18 protein-coding genes are annotated in these 18,052 nt (G+C 71.5%); 9 read left to right on the top strand and 9 right to left on the bottom strand.

Features of this window, described 5'->3' with window-relative positions:
• Window positions 1–35 precede the first annotated feature (35 nt).
• Both IW249_RS26705 and IW249_RS26700 read left to right on the top strand, forming a co-directional pair.
• Window positions 36–485 carry a ribonuclease domain-containing protein gene (locus IW249_RS26705; RefSeq protein ID WP_307788716.1) on the top strand — a complete coding sequence of 150 codons (450 nt, stop codon included), beginning with the start codon at window positions 36–38 and terminating at the stop codon, window positions 483–485.
• A 29-nt stretch (window positions 486–514) separates the two neighbouring features.
• Window positions 515–856 carry a barstar family protein gene (locus tag IW249_RS26700; protein ID WP_196923269.1) on the top strand — a complete coding sequence of 114 codons (342 nt, stop codon included), beginning with the start codon at window positions 515–517 and terminating at the stop codon, window positions 854–856.
• A gap of 77 nt (window positions 857–933) precedes the next feature.
• Here IW249_RS26700 and IW249_RS26695 read toward each other — a convergent pair whose 3' ends face one another.
• The 7 genes from IW249_RS26695 to IW249_RS26665 all read right to left on the bottom strand — a co-directional run bounded on the left by IW249_RS26695 (window position 934) and on the right by IW249_RS26665 (window position 10,158).
• Window positions 934–2,427 (bottom strand): FAD-binding oxidoreductase, encoded by a 1,494-nt coding sequence (locus IW249_RS26695; protein ID WP_196923268.1) that lies wholly within the window; start codon window positions 2,425–2,427, stop codon window positions 934–936.
• 151 nt (window positions 2,428–2,578) lie between these two features.
• Window positions 2,579–3,304: an HD domain-containing protein gene (locus IW249_RS26690; protein ID WP_196923267.1), complete on the bottom strand. Its 726-nt coding sequence runs from the start codon at window positions 3,302–3,304 to the stop codon at window positions 2,579–2,581.
• Between the two features lie 77 nt (window positions 3,305–3,381).
• Window positions 3,382–4,596: a Gfo/Idh/MocA family protein gene (locus tag IW249_RS26685; protein WP_307788715.1), complete on the bottom strand. Its 1,215-nt coding sequence runs from the start codon at window positions 4,594–4,596 to the stop codon at window positions 3,382–3,384.
• Window positions 4,586–6,079 carry a mannitol dehydrogenase family protein gene (locus IW249_RS26680; RefSeq protein WP_196923266.1) on the bottom strand — a complete coding sequence of 498 codons (1,494 nt, stop codon included), beginning with the start codon at window positions 6,077–6,079 and terminating at the stop codon, window positions 4,586–4,588. The genes IW249_RS26685 and IW249_RS26680 overlap by 11 nt, the downstream gene beginning before the upstream one ends.
• Entirely contained in the window at window positions 6,070–7,374 is a 1,305-nt protein-coding gene (locus IW249_RS26675; RefSeq protein ID WP_196923265.1) for an enolase C-terminal domain-like protein, read from the bottom strand. The genes IW249_RS26680 and IW249_RS26675 overlap by 10 nt, the downstream gene beginning before the upstream one ends.
• Window positions 7,371–8,804, bottom strand: coding sequence for a glucuronate isomerase (uxaC, locus tag IW249_RS26670; protein WP_196923264.1), 1,434 nt, complete (start codon window positions 8,802–8,804; stop codon window positions 7,371–7,373). Before uxaC ends, IW249_RS26675 begins: the two co-directional genes overlap by 4 nt.
• Before the next feature lie 25 nt (window positions 8,805–8,829).
• On the bottom strand, window positions 8,830–10,158 hold the full coding sequence (locus tag IW249_RS26665) for a Gfo/Idh/MocA family protein (protein WP_196923263.1): 1,329 nt from the start codon (window positions 10,156–10,158) through the stop codon (window positions 8,830–8,832).
• Between the two features lie 237 nt (window positions 10,159–10,395).
• On the opposite strand from IW249_RS26665, the gene IW249_RS26660 reads away from it, so the two are divergent.
• Genes IW249_RS26660 through IW249_RS26635 form a run of 6 tightly spaced genes read left to right on the top strand, consistent with a single transcriptional unit; the run spans window position 10,396 to window position 16,304 of the window.
• The gene (locus IW249_RS26660; RefSeq protein WP_196923262.1) at window positions 10,396–11,526 is read left to right on the top strand and encodes a LacI family DNA-binding transcriptional regulator; all 1,131 of its coding nucleotides are present in this window, start codon (window positions 10,396–10,398) and stop codon (window positions 11,524–11,526) included.
• Between the two features lie 19 nt (window positions 11,527–11,545).
• Complete coding sequence (locus IW249_RS26655) at window positions 11,546–12,895, top strand: ABC transporter substrate-binding protein (protein ID WP_196923261.1); 1,350 nt, start codon at window positions 11,546–11,548, stop codon at window positions 12,893–12,895.
• Window positions 12,896–12,924: 29 nt separating this feature from the next.
• Entirely contained in the window at window positions 12,925–13,908 is a 984-nt protein-coding gene (locus IW249_RS26650; protein ID WP_196923260.1) for a carbohydrate ABC transporter permease, read from the top strand.
• Window positions 13,908–14,807: a carbohydrate ABC transporter permease gene (locus IW249_RS26645; protein WP_231392662.1), complete on the top strand. Its 900-nt coding sequence runs from the start codon at window positions 13,908–13,910 to the stop codon at window positions 14,805–14,807. The genes IW249_RS26650 and IW249_RS26645 overlap by 1 nt, the downstream gene beginning before the upstream one ends.
• Window positions 14,791–15,462, top strand: a complete 672-nt coding sequence (locus IW249_RS26640; protein WP_196923259.1) for a hypothetical protein — start codon at window positions 14,791–14,793, stop codon at window positions 15,460–15,462. Before IW249_RS26645 ends, IW249_RS26640 begins: the two co-directional genes overlap by 17 nt.
• Window positions 15,459–16,304, top strand: a complete 846-nt coding sequence (locus IW249_RS26635; RefSeq protein ID WP_196923258.1) for a DUF6807 domain-containing protein — start codon at window positions 15,459–15,461, stop codon at window positions 16,302–16,304. The genes IW249_RS26640 and IW249_RS26635 overlap by 4 nt, the downstream gene beginning before the upstream one ends.
• A 19-nt stretch (window positions 16,305–16,323) precedes the next feature.
• Here IW249_RS26635 and IW249_RS26630 read toward each other — a convergent pair whose 3' ends face one another.
• On the bottom strand, window positions 16,324–16,482 hold the full coding sequence (locus IW249_RS26630) for a hypothetical protein (RefSeq protein ID WP_196925114.1): 159 nt from the start codon (window positions 16,480–16,482) through the stop codon (window positions 16,324–16,326).
• Between the two features lie 251 nt (window positions 16,483–16,733).
• On the opposite strand from IW249_RS26630, the gene IW249_RS26620 reads away from it, so the two are divergent.
• Entirely contained in the window at window positions 16,734–17,243 is a 510-nt protein-coding gene (locus IW249_RS26620) for a hypothetical protein (protein ID WP_196923257.1), read from the top strand.
• 39 nt (window positions 17,244–17,282) lie between these two features.
• On the opposite strand, the gene IW249_RS26615 is transcribed toward IW249_RS26620, so the two are convergent.
• Window positions 17,283–18,038 carry a hypothetical protein gene (locus tag IW249_RS26615; protein ID WP_196923256.1) on the bottom strand — a complete coding sequence of 252 codons (756 nt, stop codon included), beginning with the start codon at window positions 18,036–18,038 and terminating at the stop codon, window positions 17,283–17,285.
• Window positions 18,039–18,052: the final 14 nt, after the last annotated feature.

Below are 18,052 nucleotides of genomic sequence, written 5' to 3'. Positions count from 1 at the left end.
GCGGATCGATGGATCGGATGGTCTGGAGGCAGCCTGTGTCCACCCTCGTGTCCCCACTGGCCACGCTCGGCGCGATCCGCCGGCGTACCACCACGCTCGCCCTTCTCCTCGCCATGGTCGCCGCCGCGCTGGTCGGCCCGTCCGTGGTCTCCCCCCGGTTGACCGACCCGGCCTCGGCGTCGGTCTACAGCTCCTGCACCATGAGCCGCTGCGCGGACGCCCGCACCGCCCGTTCGGGCTGGTCCGCCAAGGGGTTCCCGACCAGCCGAGGCTGGTACTCCTGGAGTGGCGGGAAGTCCAACTTCGCCGGCGGCCAGTTCTACAACTACGAGGGCCAACTGCCCACCAACGCCACCTACTACGAGTACGACGTCTACCCGCGCACCCAGGGCGCCGCCCGGGACGCGTACCGGATCGTGGTGAACCGCAGTACCGGGGTCACCTGGTTCTCGCCCAACCACTACACCGACTTCTACCGGCTCTGAACGTGATGGTCGACGAGCAAGCGGGTCGGGTGCCCGATTGGCTGATCACCTGCCACGACGGCGGCCTCGACGTGCCCGGCGCGGTGGTGCTGGCCGGAGCGACGACGCGGACCAGGGCCGGGCTCTTCGCCGCGCTCGCCGCCGTGCTGGCCCTGCCGGCGTACCTGGGGGAGACCTGGGACGCCCTCTCCGACGTGCTTCGGGACCGGCTCGACGCCGGTCCGCTCACAGTGCTGATCACCGACGCCGGCCAACTGCTCGTCGACGAGCCGTCCGATCAGTACGGTCTGCTGCTCGCCGTGCTCGGCGACCTCGCCACCAGTGCCCCGCACGCGTTGCGCGTCATCCTCGACGAGGCCGCGCCGTCCTGACCGCCGACGCGACCCCGTCTTCGGCGGCGGTGCCCGGCGGTGCGGGTGGCGTCACCCGCACCGCCGGTCATCCCGGGTCAGTGCGTCGCGGGCGGGATGCTCTGCTCGTACTGGAAGACGTTGTGCGGGTCGTACTTCGCCTTGATCTTGCGCAGCCGGGGGAAGTTGTGCCCCCAGTAGGCCTTCTCCCACTCGGCCATGCCGATGTTCGGCACGTTGACGTAGGCGCCGTCCACGTAGGGCCGCAGCGCCTGGCTGAACTCGGCGATCCAGGTCTGGGCGATCGGGGTGACGGCGTCGTCGCTGTCGGGTTCGCCGCGGGTGCCCCAGCCGACGCCGGGCTCGGAGTAGAAGAGCGCGTCGCGGTGCGGGAAGGCCGCGCCACCGAACGGCTCCTGCCGTTGCGCCCCCCTACCGAAGGCCTGGGTGAAGAAGTTGCTGTCGGGTGAGGGCGACTTCTCCATGAACTCACGGACGATGCTGACCGCCTTCTCCGGGAACGGCTCGCGGGTGAACTGGGAGAAGAACTTCCACTTCGCCGGCTCCTCCTCGTTCGGGATCTGGAAGCCTGCGTAGACGTCGCCCCAGCCGCCGATCTGCACGGTGACAGTGGGGTTGCCGATCGACAGGATCGGCGCCAGCAGCTTCCTGGCCTCCGCCTCGGAACCCTCCGCGAGCACCGCGAACAGCAGGATCTCATCCGGGTGGACCTCGACCTGGGTGCCGAGGCGGGGGTCGGTGAAGGGTCCGACACGCTGCCAGGCGTCGAAGACCTCGTGCAGGTCGTCGAGACCGGGCCAGGTCACCTGAAGGTAGGCGACGCTGGTGAGCGGAGCGACCTTGTAGGTCAGGGACGTGACGATCCCGAAGTTGCCGTTGCCCGCTCCGCGCAGCGCCCAGAGCAGGTCCGGGTAGTTCCACGGGTCCACCTCGAGCACCTTCGCCCCGTCGGCGCCCGCCGCGACGACGATCTCGGCGCCGATCAGGTTGTCGCAGGCCATCCCGATGTAGCGGGTGAGGAAGCCGAAGCCGCCGCCGAGGGTCGCGCCGGAGAGGCCCACGGTCCCCTCCGTGCCTGTCGTCGCCGCGAGGTCGTGCTCCCCGAGGGCGGTCACCGCCTCCGACTGGGTGAGCCCCGCGCCGACCTTCGCCACGCGAGCGGCGGTGTCGATGTGGACGTCCTTCAACTCGCTGACGTCGATCACGATGCCGTTGTCGACGTTCGACCAGCCCTCCAGGTTGTGCCGGCCACTGCGTACCCGCAGCGCGACGTCGTGCTGCCGCGCCCAGGTGAGCGCGTTGACCACGTCCTGGGTCTCCTGAGCGAAGACGATGACCAGCGGGTAGTGCACGAACAGCTCGTCCCAGCCGAGGCTGGCCTCCGCGTAGTTGGGACTCTGCGGGCGGACGATCCGGCCGGTCAGCTGTGCCGGGGGGAACTTCGTGTCGGAGGGCCACCCGGGACCGTCGGCCGCGATGGCCGAGCTGCCGGAGATCATGCTCGGGATAGCGACCGCTCCGGCGCCGACGGCCGTCGCCCTGAGCAGATCACGACGGGAAAGGTCGCGCATGGTCAGAATCCTCTCGATTGGTGACACGGCCGAAAGACGAACCGAGAGGGGCATTTCCTCTCATTCGGCGCAAAACCAACCGTAATGCCCGAGGCTTCCGAACAGATCTGAGAACTTGTCACGGAACCCGGTCGGGTGATCCGGGGACGGGTCAGTTCGGGGCGGGCTGGTCCAGGATGGCGCTGAATCGCTCCTCGGCAAGGTCCAGCTGGCCGAAGATGTGCCGCTTCACCGCAGGTGACAACGGGGTGTCCGGCCGGCCGATCAGGTCCCGGAACAGCGGCACCAGCGGCCGGTACTTCCGGGCCGACGAGACCACCTTCGGCCCGACGGTGTGGATCACACCCACGCCGTTGTCGGTGAAGTCCGACACCTTGATCACCCGGGCCCAGGGCTCCCGGTCCAGGCTGACCGCCAGGTGCTCCCGGTACTGCTCGTTGCGGTCCCGCTCGGGGTCGTACACCGGATTGGTGACCGCGGCGACCAGGGTGGCCACCCGTGGTCCGAACCGCGCGGCCAGTGCGGCCAGCGCGGCCCCGGTCGGGTCGGTGCCCGGGTCGCCGTCGGCCAGCTCGGTCGGGTGGTCCTCCACGGCATCGTGCAGCAGACCGGCGACGATCACGTCCACGTCACGCACCTGGTAGTGGTGCATCAACCGGATCGCCACCCGCAGCAGGTGGTTCAGGTACGGCTCACGGACGCGTCGATCGTCGCGGTGCAGCTCGGCGGCGAGGTCGAGCGCGGCGGTCAACCGCGCCCGGGCCTCGTCGTCGAACTGCTGGACCTCCAACCGGAAACGTTCCAGCAGGCCCGGTTCGCCGTGGATCTCGGTGATCGCGTGCATCGGCATGCTGCCCAGGTGCGGCGGGAAGTCCATGCGTCACTTATAGCCGATCTTCACCACATCGATGAGCCCGTACGTCGCCGACCCGACCGCGAGTCGCGGGCGCGCCGCTATCCGGTCAGCTCGGCGCGGTACGCGCCGGACGCCCACGGCACCGACAGCTCGCTCGGCAGCGCCCCCCGCTCGGCCGCCCGACGCAACACGTCGACGACGCCCCGCAGGTGGCGGACCCGCTCCCCGCCCTCGCCGAGGGTGGTCACCAGATCGCCTTCGAGCAGCCGGGGCTCCGGCGCGGACCGCAACGCGTCCAGCAGCGCGGTGAACGGCGCGGTACGGGCCAGCGGCGCGATCAATGGCACGCCCGACGGGTCGTCCCGGTGGGCGAGCAGGTTCTCCAGCAACCCCAGCCGCCCCGGCACCCGGCGGGTCACCACGTCGCCAGGCAGGCGCAACCGGTCGGTCGGGTACTCCAGCACCGCCTTCCCCGTCGTACCGGTCACCGCCACCTCGCCGGCCACGAACTCCTCGGCGGCCAGGGTCACCGCCACCAGCACCGGCGGCCCGGCGCGGAACCGGACCCGCAGCACTGCGGTGTCCTCCACCTCGATCGGCCGGACCCGGTAGCGTTCCACCTCGATCGCGACCGGCCAGGGCGTCGCCCCGGCGAGCGCCTCGGCGATCGCCAGGCACTGCATCACCGCGTGCGCGAGCGGGTTGGCGAGCGCGCCGTCCAGCACCGGCCGGCCGTCCAGAGTCCGTCGACCGGCCCAGGCGGAGCGGGCGTAGTAGGCGTCCGGCCGTTGCCAGGCGGCGACGGTGGAGATGCCGGTGACAGTGCCCAGCCGGCCGGCGGCCAGCGCGTCGGTCAGCGCGATGAGAGCCGCCGAACCGAGCGCCTGGAAGCCGACCTGGGCCACCCGGCCGGCGGCGGTGAGGGCCCAGGTCAGCTCCTCGTGCTCGGCCAACGACAGCACCGGCGGCTTCTCCAGCAGTAGGTCCGCGCCGGTGGCCAGGGCGTCGCGGGCGATCGCCAGGTGGGTGTGCGGCGGTGTGCAGATCACCACCACCTCCGGTCGGGTGGCGGCGAGCATCGCCCGGTGGTCGGTGAACACCGCCACCCCGGGCGGCACCGGGGCGGCCGGGTCGTCCTCGACCGGTCGGACGTCGACCAGGGCGACCAACCGCAGCCGACCGGCGGCGTGCAGGGGCGCGATCACCCGCCGGTGCCAGCGACCGTGCCCGTTCGCCCCGATCACCGCCACCCGGGGCGGCGGCGTCGCCGCGTTCACCACCGACCGGCCCGGGTCGATCCGGTCATCGGGCACCGGCCAGGGTGGCCTCGACGCCGTGCCGCTCCAACGCGGTGAGCCAGGCGATCACGTCGGCGCGGACCTCGTCGTCCTCGGCCACCTCCACCGGGATGACGTCGCGCAGCGCGAAGACCGCGTCGACAGCGCCCGCCGGGCTCTGCACCCCGGCGTCCAGCGCGGCCCGGATCGGCCCGGCCAGTGGGTCCTGGAACGGCAACGGCCGGCCGTCGTCGGCGTACCCCAGCGCGAAGCGCAACCAGGACGCCACGACCAGCGCGCCCCAACGTGCGGACCGCCCGGCCGCACGCAGGTCGGCGATGGTGTGCAGGACGCGCTGCGGCAGCTTCTGGGAGCCGTCGATCGCCACCTGGAGGGTGCGGTGGTGGATCGCCGGGTTACCGAACCGGGCCAGGGCCTGCTCGCCGTAGTCGACCACCCGGACCCCGTCCGGCGGGGTGAAGCTGGCCGCCACGTCCTCGGCGATCAGTCGGCGCAGCACGTCGCGCAGGTGCGGGATCTCCAGCGCGTCGGCGATCGTCTCCCGACCGGCCAACGCTCCGAGGTACGCGGTGGCCGAGTGCACCCCGTTGAGGGCGCGCAGCTTCAACCGCTCCCACGGGCCCGCGTCGTCGGTCAGCACCGCCCCGGCGAACTCCCAACCGGGCCGGCCGCCCGGGAAGTCGTCCTCGATCACCCACTGCGCGTACGGCTCGGCGGCCACCGCGGCCAGGTCGGTCACGCCGAGCGCCCGCCGGGCCGCCTCGATCGTCTCCGGGGTGCTGGCCGGCACGATCCGGTCCACCATCGTGCCCGGGCAGGTGACGTTGCCGGCCACCCAGTCGACCAGCCCGGCGGGCACACCGCCGGCCCGCTCGACCGCCTGGTCGAGCATGCCGCGCAGCCGTCGACCGTTGGCGGGCAGGTTGTCACAGCTCACCAGAGCCACCGGCCCGGCGTCCGCCGCGGCCCGGGCGGCCAGCCCGCGCAGCAGCAGCCCCGGCACCGTGGTCGGGGGTCCGCCGCCGGCCAGGTCCGCGGCGAGCGCCGAGTCCGGGGAGAGCTGGCCGGTCACCGGATCGAGTTGGTACGCCTTCTCGGTGACGGTCAGGGTCACCACGCGCACCGCCGGGTCGGCGAGCAGCGCCACCACGGCGTCCGGGTCGCTGGGCGCGTGCCGGACGCCGCTAAGGGCGCCCACGACCCGGGTGGCGCTGCCGGCGGGGGAGAGGGCGCTGACGCTGAACAGGTTGTCCTGCGCGGCGATCGCCTCGACCACGGCGGCGCTGCGCGGGGCGACGGCCACGATGCCCCAGTCACCGCCGGCCGCGCCGACCGCCGCCTCGGTGAAGACCGCCTGGTGGGCCCTGTGGAACGCGCCCAACCCCAGGTGTACGACGCCGGTCGGCACGGTGCCCGGCCGGATCAGCGGGCGGGCCTCGGCGGGCAGCCGGCGCAGCATGCCCAGGCCGAGCCGGGAGGCCCCGACGGTCACCGCCATGCCGGACCGTCCGGGAAGCGGAACTCGGCGATCGACGCGGGCTTCATGGTGGCGCTGTAACCGGGCCGCTCGGGCAGCAGGTAGCGGCCGTCGCGGGTCCGCACCGGATCCACGAAGTGCTCGTGCAGGTGGTCGACGTACTCGATCATCCGACCGTCCAGCCCGGTGCCCACCCGCAGGTAGTCGAAGATCGCCAGGTGCTGGACGTACTCGCAGAGGCCCACCCCGCCGGCGTGGGGGCAGACCGGCACGCCGAACTTCGCCGCCAGCAGCAGCTCGGCCAGGACCTCGTTGACGCCACCGACCCGGCAGGCGTCGATCTGCATCACCCCGATCGCCTCGGCCTGGAGCAGCTGTTTGAAGATCACCCGGTTGGCGGCCACCTCACCGGTGGCCACCCGGCAGCGGCCGGCGGTCAACTCGTCGACAGCGCGGGCGATCCGGGCGTGCCCGAGGATGTCGTCGGCGTGGGTGGGCTCCTCGATCCAGTACGGGTCCACCTCGGCCAGCGCCGCCATCGCGGTGATCGCCTCGTCGACGTCCCAGACCTGGTTGGCGTCCATCATCAACAGCGCGTCCGGGCCGATCTCCTCCCGGATGATCCGGGCCCGCCGCACATCGTCGGCGAGCGGGCCGCCGACCTTCATCTTCATCGCCCGCCAGCCGTCGGCGTACGCCTGCCGGGTCAGCGCCCGCACCTTGTCGTCGGGGTAGCCGAGCCACCCGACCGAGGTGGTGTACGACGGGAAACCACTCTGCTCGAGTTCCGCGAGCCGGCCATCGGATCCGACCAGTCCCTTGTCGAGGATGGCGGCCGCCTCGTCCGGAGTGAGCGCGTCGGTGATGTGCCGGAAGTCGACGCTGGCCACGAGGTCGTCCGTGGGCAGGTCGGCGAGGAAGCGCCACATCGGCTTGCCGGCCAGTGTGGCCCGCAGGTCCCACACCGCGTTGACCAGCGCGCCGGTCGCCATGTGGATGACGCCCTTCTCCGGGCCCAGCCAGCGCAGCTGCACGTCGGCGCTGAGCGAACGCCAGAACGCCACCGGCTCGGCCGCGATCTCCTCGACCGTGCGCCCCCGCACGTGGTGGGCCAGGGCACGCACCGCCGCGCAGGTGATCTCGTTTCCCCGGCCGTTGGTGAAGGTGAACCCTGCGCCGGTAGGGCCGGCGTCGGTGCCCAGCTCCACGTACGTCGCCGAGTAGTCACCCCGGTTGATCGCGTCGGAGCCGTCGCCCCGGGCGGCGGTGGGGAACCGCACGTCGTGCACCTCGACAGAGGTGATGGTGACCGTCACTGAACCTGTCCTCCGAAGTTGAAGACCCGCCTGGGCAGCCGGTACGCCAGGTCGACGATGGTCTCGGCGGCCTCGTCCATCGGCAGCCGGTGTTCGGCGACGAGCCGGGCCAGGAAGCCGGCGTCCACCCGGCGGGCCACGTCGTGGCGTACCGGGATGGAGCAGAACGCCCGGGTGTCGTCGACGAACCCGGTGGTGTTGTAGAAGCCGGCGCTCTCGGTGATCGCCTCCCGGAACCGGCGCAGCACCTCAGGGGAGTCCAGGAACCACCAGGGCGCGCCGAGCAGCAGTGCGGCGTACCCGCCCGCGAGGGGCGCCAGCTCGCGGGTGAAGGTGTCCTCGTCGAGCGTGTAGAGCACCAGTCGCAGTCGGGGGTCGTTGCCGTAGCGCCCCAGCAGTGGGGCGAGCGCGTGCACGTACTCGGTGGCCTGCGGAATGTCCCCGCCGACGTCGCGGCCGTGCCGGGCGTGCAACCACCTGTTGTGGTTGCGCACCGCGCCGGGGTGCAGCTGCATGACCAGGCCGTCGTCGAGCGACATCCGGGCGAACTCCATGAGCATGTGCGCCCGGAACGCCTCCGCGTCGGCGGCGTCGGCCTCGCCGCGCCGGCCCCGGTCGTAGAGCCGCTCGGCCTCGGCCGGGGTCAGGTCCAGGGTGCGCGCGGTGGGGTGGCCGTGGTCCGAGGAGGTCGCGCCGGCGGCGATGAACGCGGCGCGTCGGGCCCGCAGCGCGGCCAGGTAGCCGGCGTACGTGCCGGTGTCCTCACCGGCCCGGTCCCCGAGGCGGTCCACGTTTGTCGACCAGCCCTCGAACTCCATGTCCACCACGTCGTCCGGGCGGAACGTGGTGACCACCCGGCCGCCCGGCCCGCCCCACCCGTCCGCGGCGAGCTTGGCGTGCTGCGCGAGGTCGTCCAGCGGCGACTCGGTGGTCGCCAGGACCTCGATGTTGAACCGCTCGAAGAGCGCCCGGGGCCGGAAGTCCGGCTCGGCGAGCCGGGCGGCGATCTCGTCGTAGAGGGCGTCGGCGGTGCTCGGGCGAAGCGGGGTGTGGACCCCGAACACGGTGCGGAAGGTCTGCTCCAGCCAGAGCCGCGACGGGGTGCCCCGGAACAGGTGCCAGTGCGCGGCGAAGCGTCGCCAGATCACCCGGCCGTCGGTCTCCACCGGGCTGCCGTCGCGGGTGGGCACCCCCAGATCCGCCGGGGGTACGCCCTGACTGAGCAGCATCCGGGTCAGGTAGTGGTCGGGCACGATGAGCAGCTGCGCCGGATCGGGGAAGGGGCGGTCCTCGGCGAGCAGGGCCGGGTCGACGTGCCCGTGCGGCGAGATGATGGGTTGCGCCGCGGCCAGGGCGTACAGCTCCCGGGCCAGCGCGCGCTGGCCCGGTTCGGGCGGCAGGAGCAGGTCGGTGTGGTCGAACGTGGGCACGGGGTGGGGCTCCTCGTCTCCTGTGTCAGCGGGGGGTGAGCAGGTCGGCGACGCGGACGGGTTGGCCGGTCTCGAAGGACCTGTTGGCGGCCAGGCCGGTGAGCAGGGCCAACGCGCCGTCGTCGGCGGTCGCGGCGCGACCCAGCGGGTCGGGTTGACCGCCGAGGAGCACCCCGGTCATCCGGGCGTCCGCGCCGCCGTGCCCGTGCCGACTGCGACCCTCCACCGGGATCTGCCGGGGCGGGGCCCAGAACGGGCGCAGCGTCAGCGTCGCACCTCCGCCCTCGGCCGGCGCCTCGGCACCGTGCAGGGCGGCGCCCTTGACCGCGCCGGCGGTGCCCCGGTCGACGAAGTCGTTCTCGGCCACGTCCAGCTCCAGTCGGCCCCGGCTGCCGTTGACCATCACCCGGTAGCCCTCCCAGGGCGCGTACGCGGTGAGGTGGTAGGTCATCGTGGCGCCGGTGGAGTAGCGGGCCAGCACCGCCATGTCGTCCTCGATGCTCACCCCGGGGGCGAAGACGTTGCGGTCGCGCTGGTAGCCGTCCTCGGCCTCGGCGTCGAGGTACAGCTCTCGCAGGCGGGGGTGCGCGTCCAGCCGCAGCGCGAACGGGTCGTCGGCGGCGGCGGGGGAGCCGTGCGCCCGGTCGTAGTCGCGGGCGTAGCCGTGCCGGCGACCGTCCTCACCGTAGAAGAAGAGTCGACCGGCCGCGTACACCTCGACAGGTGTGGCGGCCAGCCACCAGTTGACCAGGTCGAAGTGGTGGCTGGCCTTGTGCACCATCAGCCCACCGGAGCTGGCCTTGTCGCGGTGCCAGCGGCGGAAGTAGTCGGCGCCGTGGCGGACGTCGAGCAGCCACTCGAAGTGCACCGAGCCGATCTCGCCGACCGCGCCCTCGGCGAGCAGCCGGCGAACCTGTTCGTGCAGTGGGTTGTAGCGGTAGTTGAAGGCGACGGTCACCCGACCGCCGGTCTCGGTCACGGTGTCCAGGATCCGCCGGCAGCGGGCCGCGTCCACTGTCATCGGCTTCTCGGTGACGACCTGCCGGCCGGCGCGCAGAGCGGCCACCACGTACTCGTCGTGGGTGACGTCCACGCTGGTGACCAGGACGACGTCGACACGTTCCTTGTCCAGCATGGCCGCGAAGTCACCGGCCGGGTACGTGGGCACCGGGCGGTGACCCAGCTCGCCTAGCCAGCGGTTGTGCGCGTCCATCCGGGCCTGGTTGACGTCGGCGAAGGCGACCAGCTCGGTGGTGTCGGCGTGGTCGAGCACCAGCGCCCGGACGAACATCTCGGCCCGCGCGCCGGTGCCCACGACGGCGTACCGGGCCCGTGCGGCGGCTCTCGGTGACATGACGGTCGCCTCCCGTGATCCTGCAAAGGTTTGCAATGAAGTAATCACGATCGATCCGATCGCGTCAACGACGCCAGCGGGATCGGGGTCATATGTCAGCGTTTGGGAGGTAGCAGGTCACCATGGGGAGCGTTGGTGCAACGAAGCCGTAACCATTGACCGTTGACACTGACGCAACCGTTTGCATTAATGGGCCACACCTGCGTGACCGCCACCACATCGGACGAAGGGGCCGCCGTGCCAGTCACCATCCGGGACGTCGCCCGAGCATCCGGTGTGCACATCTCCACCGTGTCCCGCACCTTCTCCGCACCGCACCTGGTCAACCCGGAGACCCGGGTCCGGGTGCTCGCCTGCGCGGAGGATCTGGGCTACCGGCCGAACCGTGCCGCCCGGGCCCTGATAACCGGGCGGACGCACAACATCGGGCTGATCATCGCGGACATCGCGAACCCATTCTTCCCGCCGCTGATCAAGGCGGCGGAGAGTCAGGCCCGGCACCGCGACTACCACGTCTTCGTGGCCGACACCAACGAGGACCCGACCGCCGAGGAAGAGCTGGTCCACGCGCTGGCCAAGCAGGTGGACGGAGTGCTGCTCTGCAGCCCTCGGATGAGCAACAGCCTGATCGAGCAGCTCAGCCGCGAGGTGCCACTGGTCGTGGTGAACCGCCAGGTGACCGGCCTGCCCTGCGTGCTGATGGACGTCGGGCAGGGCGCCCGCTCGGCGATCGAGCACCTGGTCGGCCTGGGGCACCGCCGCATCGCGCTGCTCGGTGGCCCACGCAGCTCGTGGACCAACCGGGAGATGCGCCGTGCCGCCGGCGCGGCCGCCCGAGCCGGTGGCGCAGAGCTGACACTGCTCGGCCCCAACGCGCCCACCGAGGTCGGCGGCTCCGCCGTCGCCGAGCAGGTGAAACGCAGCGGCGTGTCGGCGGTGCTCGCCTACAACGACCTGATGGCGATCGGCCTGATCGAAGGGCTGGACGCGCTCGGGGTCCGGGTGCCGCAGGAGGTGAGCGTCGTCGGGGTCGACGACATCACCCTGAGCCGGCTGACCCGCCCCAAACTGACGACGGTGGCCACACCCACCGGGGCCGCCGGCCGGACGGCCGTCGACATGCTGCTGCAACAGGACATCGAGTCACCGCGCGGTGCGCGGGGGTCCGGTGCCGGCACGGCGCTCGGCGTCCGTCGTACCACCGCACAGGTAATGCTCCAGACCGACCTGGTCATCCGCGACTCGACCGGCCCGGGCCCGTACGCCCGACCGGCACGTCCCCTGGCCGCACCACGTGGCCCGGGCCCGCATTGCCCTGCGGACCCGGGCATCCCGACTGCGGCCACCGGTGACGCCGTCGCCTCCTAATGCCGAGGAGTGAGCGCACATGCACCCCGCAACGCCCCCCACCACTGACGCGCCCGTCGGGCGCGCCCACCGTACCCCGCTGCCCCGGCGGCGCCTGCTGCGTGGCCTGCTCGCGGTGACGGTCGCCGCACCGCTGATGTTCGGCGCCGCCGCCTGCGGCGACGACGACGGTGGCGCCGCCGACCCGAACGCCCCGGTGAAGCTCTCCATCTTCTGGTGGGGCGGCGACGCCCGGGCCAAGCTGACCGAGGACGCCCTCGCGCTCTACACCAAGAAGCACCCGAACGTGACCTTCGAGAAGACCTGGCAGGCCAACCAGGGCTACTTCGACAAGCTGGCCACGCTCACCGCCGGCGGCAACCCGCCGGACCTGTTCCAGATCGACGACAACTACCTGGCCGAGTACGCGGCCCGCAACAGCACGCTCGACCTGACCTCGTACCAGAAGTCCGGAAAGCTGGACACCTCCAAGTTCCCGGAGAGCCTCTGGCAGTACGGCGTGGTCGACGGCAAGCTCGCTGGCCTGGCCGCCGGGGAGAACACCCAGGGTCTGGTCTACAACAAGACGCTGCTGACCACTAACAACCTGCCCGAGCCCACGACCGGAATGACCTGGGAGGAGCACATCGCCTGGGCCGAGCAGGTCACCGCCAAGACCAAGGTGCCCGGCACCCAGGACCCGAGCGCCGACTACAAGGCCTTCTGGGTCTGGCTGCGGCAGCAGGGCAAGGACCTCTACCAGGGCAAGGAGCTGGGCTTTACCGCCGAGGACGTGACCAAGTGGTTCGACCTGTGGAAGGGCGCCCGGGACCGCAAGGCCACCCCGACCGCCGACGTCATCCACGAGGGCAACTCCAGCGACGTCACCAAGCAGCTGGTGGTCACCGGCAAGTCGGCGACCTCCTGGGTCTGGGCCAACCAGATGCCGGACCTGAAGAAGAACACCAAGGACGAGCTGGGCGTCATCGCCTACCCCGGCGACCCCAGCGCCCAGTGGGCCCGGGCCTCGATGTACTGGTCGGTGTTCAAGGGCAGCAAGCACAAGGATGTCGCGGTCGACGTGATCAACTTCCTGAACAACGACGTGGAGGCGGTCAAGCTGCTCGGCACCGACCGGGGCCTGCCGTCCAACCTGGACCTGCGCCGCGTGGTCAGCGACGACACCACCGACCCGGCCATGAAGCAGTCCATCGCCGTCGAGGCGGAGCTGACACAGAAGTTCGGCAAGTCGCCGCAGGTGCCGATCAAGGGCCACAGCAAGGTGAAGTCCGAGCTGATCAAGGCCGCCGAGAACGCGCAGTACGGCCGGGCCACCCCCGCCGAGGCCGCCGCCCAGTTCGTCGAGGCGTGCAAGTCCGCCATCGCCTGACGCCGTCAAGGCGAGGAGAGGAGCTGTTCGTGGCGTTGACCACGGCTCCCGACCCGACCCGACGCGGCCCTGGATCCGACCGGGCCCACGCTGAGCGGCGTGGGCCCGGACGCTTCCGGAACAGCGAAGGTCTGGCGGGGTACGTCTTCCTGTCGCCGTGGCTCATCGGCCTGATGGGTGTCACGGCAGTCCCCATGCTGCTGTCGCTCTACCTGAGCTTCACCAACTACGACATCCTCACCCCCTTCTCCGAGGTGGAGTGGGTGGGGCTGGCGAACTACGAGCGGATGTTCACCGCCGATCCGTCGTACTGGCACGCGGTGCGGGTGACAGTGACCTTCGCGCTGATCGCCGTACCGCTGAAGCTGGCCGCGGCGCTCGGCGTGGCGCTGCTGCTCAACCGCGCCTGGCGCGGCGTCGGGCTGTTCCGCGGGTTGTTCTACCTGCCGTCCCTGCTCGGCGGCAGCGTCGCGCTGGCCATCGTCTGGGTCAACATGTTCAACCGCGACGGCGCGTTCAACTCGCTGCTGAGCCTCTTCGGCATCACCGGCAAACCGTGGGTCAACGACCCCGACTGGGCCCTCGAAACACTGATGGTGCTGGCCATCTGGCAGTTCGGCGCACCGATGGTGATCTTCCTGGCCGGGCTCAAGCAGGTGCCCACCGAGCTCTACGAGGCCGCGTCGGTCGACGGGGCCGGCCGGTTCCGCCAGTTCCGCAACGTCACCCTGCCGATGCTCTCGCCGGTCATCTTCTTCAACCTGGTGCTGGAGACCATCAACGGCTTCCAGGGCTTCACCGCCGCGTTCGTGCTCAGCAACGGCACCGGCGGCCCTGTCGACTCCACCCTGATGTACACGCTGAACCTCTACATCACCGGCTTCACCGACCTCAACATGGGCTACGCCTCGGCGATGGCCTGGGTGTTCCTGCTCGCCATCGCGGTCATCACCGCGATCTTCTTCAGCACCGGACGGTTCTGGGTGCACTACTCCGACGGGGAGGACCGGTGATGGTGACGGTGACCCCGACGACCGCGGCGCCGACCGCAGCGCCGCCGAACGCGCGCCGACGGCCCGGCGGACGGCCCGTGCTACGACTGCTGATCCTGGTGGCGATCGTCGCCGTGGTGCTCTACCCGCTGATCTGGATGGTGGGCACCTCGCTGAAGTCCCAGGAGGAGATCGTCAACAACGTCGGGCTGCTGCCCGAGCGGTTCACCCCGGGCAACTACACCGCCGGGTGGTCCAACTTCGACGTCAGCTTCGGCCGGTTCTTCCTCAACAGCACCATGGTCAGCCTGCTCACCGTCGTCGGCAACGGGCTCTCCTGCCTGCTGGCCGCGTACGCCTTCGCCCGGCTGCGGTTCCGGCTGCGCGGCATGTGGTTCGCCGTCATGATCGGCACGCTGCTGCTGCCCCAGCACGTGCTGATCGTTCCGCAGTACATCCTGTTCCGCACGCTCGGGCTGGTCGGCGGTGACTGGCCCTACCTGCCGCTGCTCATCCCGCAGTTCCTGGCCACCGAGGCGTTCTTCGTCTTCCTCATGGTGCAGTTCATGCGCGGCGTCCCCCGGGAGCTGGACGAGGCGGCCCGCATCGACGGCGCCGGACCGTTCGGCATCTTCCGGCACATCATCCTGCCGCTGAGCCGTCCGGCGCTGGTCACCACGGCGATCTTCTCGTTCATCTGGACCTGGAACGACTTCTTCCGGCAGTTGGTCTTCCTGTCCCAACTGGAGGACTACACCGTCCCGGTCGCGCTGACCCTGTTCATCGACTCGACCAGCCAGAGCGCTGTCGGCCCGATGTTCGCCATGTCGGTGCTGTCGCTGCTGCCGGTCTTCCTGTTCTTCGTCGCGTTCCAGCGGATGCTCGTCGAGGGGATCAACACCAGTGGCATCAAGGGCTGAACCGGTCGACACCGGCGGGCGGCGGGACTGGCGCGACGTCGCCCGCGACGCCGCCGACCTCGCACTGCTCGGCATCCTGCTGACCCTGGCGGCGGCGCCCCTGCTCACCGCCGCCGCGGCGGCGGGCACTGCCAGTGCGGCGGTGCACGACTGGACGCGCACCGGCAGCTGGCCGTCGGCGCGCACGACAGTGCGCCGGTTCGGCCGTTCGGTGCTGCCCGGTGTCCCGGTCAGCCTGCTCGCGCTCACCGGCGCCGCGCTGCTCGCCGCCGACCTGGCGGCGCTGGCCACCGGCCGGGTGCCGGGCGGCCCGGCGGCGCTGCTGGTGACGGCGCTGATCGCTGCCGGCCTGGCCGGGTACGCCGGGCTGGTCGTCGTCGAGGTGGGCGGCAACGGGGGAGGGCGGTGGCGGGCCTCGGCCCGGTCGGCCGCCCGCGCCTGCCTCGACGCGCCCAACCGCTGGGCCGCGCTCACCGGGGTCGTCGCGCTGGCCGGGCTGCTCGCCGTCCTGGTCACCCCGGTCGCGGTGCCGATCCTCGCCGGCTACACAGTGGCCGCCCTGCACGCCGTCGCCGCCCGCCGGCCGGTCCCGGCCGATCCCACCGCCGGCCGGTCGGTCCCGGCCGCCGCAGTCGGCCGCCGGGAGCTGACGTGAGCGGGGAACCGGTGCGGCTGACGGTCGATGCCACGGAGGTGGCGCGGTACGTGCTCGACCCGGCGCTGGACCCACGGCACGGGCCCCGACCGTACCTGCACCCGGTCCGCACGCTCGGCGGAACGGTGGTCACCGACGCGCTCCCCGCCGACCACGTATGGCACCTCGGCGCGTCCCTCGCGGTGCAGGACGTCGACGGCAGCAACCTCTGGGGCGGGCGCACCTACGTCCGCGATGTCGGCTACACCTGGCGCGACGACCACGGCGTCATCGCGCACACCGGCGAGGTCGAGCGGTCCCCGGGCCGCTACGCCCACGATCTTCAGTGGCGCGACCAGGCCGGCGGGGTGCTGCTGACCGAACGACGAGCGCTCACCGTGTCGACGGTCGCGCCGGACACCTGGCGGCTCGACGTGGACTCCGCCCTCACCGCCCCGGTCGACCGGGAGGTGCACCTGGGCAGCCCGGCCACCAACGGCCGACCGGGCGGGGCCGGCTACGGCGGGTTCTTCTGGCGGGCCTCCGCCGACGGCGAACCGGCGGTGTTCACCGCCGACGCGGCGGGGGAGGAGACGGTCAACGGCAGTGCGGCGCCGTGGCTCGCGCTGACCGGGGCCGGGTCGGGCGGCGGGGCGTACACCCTGGTCTTCGCGGGCCTCGGCCCGGACGACCGCTGGTTCGTGCGGACCGGGATGTATCCGGGGGTCTGCGTGGCGTTCGCGTTCGACCGCCCGGCGGTGGTGCCGGCCGGTGGACGCCGGCACGGCCGGTACCGGGTGTGGGTTGCCGACGGAACCCTCGACCGGGAAGGGGCGGCGGCCCTGGTCGCGACGGTGCCGTGAACCCGCGCGGCCCCGGTGGTCAACCGGACCGGTCGATCAGCTCACGGATCGCCACCTGGTACGCGGCCTGGGTGTGGTACGGCCAGTGGCCTTCGATCGGCGGCGGCACGGTGTCCGCCGGGTCGATGGTCAGGCTGCGGGGATCACGCAGTCGAATGAAGGGCAGCAGCAGCAACATCGAGGCCGTCCGTACCCCCCGCGCCGGCGGTCAGCGAACCCCAGCGGTACGCCTCGACGGCGACCCCGTCGGTGGCCCCGCCGGCGGTGCCGCTGCCCGGCCGGGGCCGGAAAAAGCCCGCGTGCGTGATCCCGGCGACCCGGGTCACGACCGGGTGGTCGAGGATCCGTTCGCGGTGCGATGAGATGACGTACGTTGCCGGAGGAAGTCGTCAATGGGGCAGTCACGTCCACGGGGGTTCCACGATCGTGATGAGGACCAACGCCGCCATGCGGAGCCTGCTCGGCAGCGCGGTCTTCGCCGCCGACCAGCCGACCGTTCCCGAGCTGGAGCAGGACACACTCGACGCGGGCTGGACGGTGGAACCGAGCGGCGCGCTCCTCCTCGTGGCGCATCGGCCGAAGCGCGTGCACGACATCCCGGCGGAGGCGCTCGGGGAAGGCGAGTACGAGATCAACGACGTCTACGTGTCTCTTGACGACCTGGGTAGGGAGAAAGTCGAGTTCCTCCCCAGGGCGGCGTCGCGTGGGCTGTACTTCGCCCGCCGAATGCTGGCGGCGGCGCGTGGCCTGCCGGGCTCGGAGACGCTCCAGGCGGCGGTCGCCATCCACGTCGACGTGGATGACGAGGACTTCGCCCTCCAGGGCGCCACGATCCGCTTCTTCAGCCGGCGGGGGTCCTATCCACAGTGGTTCGAAGACCTGGAGGCCTACACCCGTGAGGCGATCGCCGTGCTGGACCTGTCCGCCTCGACAACCTGATCCCCGTCAGGCCCGGCTCCCGAGGGGCGGGTGGTGGCGTCAACGGGTCGGTAGGGCGGCGGTGACTCGGATGGCCTTGACGATCGCCGGGATGGAGCCGATCAACAGCACCAGCCCCCAGATGATCGCGATGATCGCGAAGACCAGCGCCGCCACGTCGTCGACGATGCTGACCAGGATCACCGGCACCAGGTTGTGCAGGAACTCCAGCACGACAGTGCACAACAGGGTGGTGAGGATCAGCAGGACGAGCCCCTTGTTCTGCAGGAAGCGCGGCTGGGCCAGCACCAGCATCCCGGCCCACACCAGTTTGAGCAGCAGCACCAGCCCGAGCAGCACCGCCGCCTCGCCGACCGGGAAGAACCCCCACAGTGCCAGGTACGCCAGGGTGCCGAACGGGACGGCCAGGAACAGCGACACCATGATGGACAGCTCCACGAACGCGACGACCAGCGCGATCAGCCCGACGATGATCAGGATGATCGAGAAGATCAGGCTGGCGACGCCCTGTACCCGACCCTGCACGCGTTCGGGCAGTAGCAGGCCCAGGCAGAACAGCCCGGTGCTCCAGACCGCCACCGCGTCGATCAACGCCAGGTAGCCGGTGCCCCGGCCGGACGGTTCGCTGACCCCGGACACGTCGTCGAGCTCCACGTCCAGCGCGCCGGCGCTGTCGGCGAGGGCCGCGCCGGCGTCGGCGCCGCCGAGCAGCAGCCCGGCGCCGAGCTCGACCCCGATCGCCAGGACGATGGCGAGCATGGCCAGCAGCAGGAACGGCTTGCGCAGGTCACCCACGGCGGCACCTTCCT

The organism is Micromonospora vinacea (assembly GCF_015751785.1).
In the GTDB taxonomy this organism is placed as follows: Bacteria; Actinomycetota; Actinomycetes; order Mycobacteriales; family Micromonosporaceae; genus Micromonospora; species Micromonospora vinacea.
Note: the sequence above shows the minus strand (reverse complement) of the source record. Positions and strands in the feature narration are given on the sequence as shown.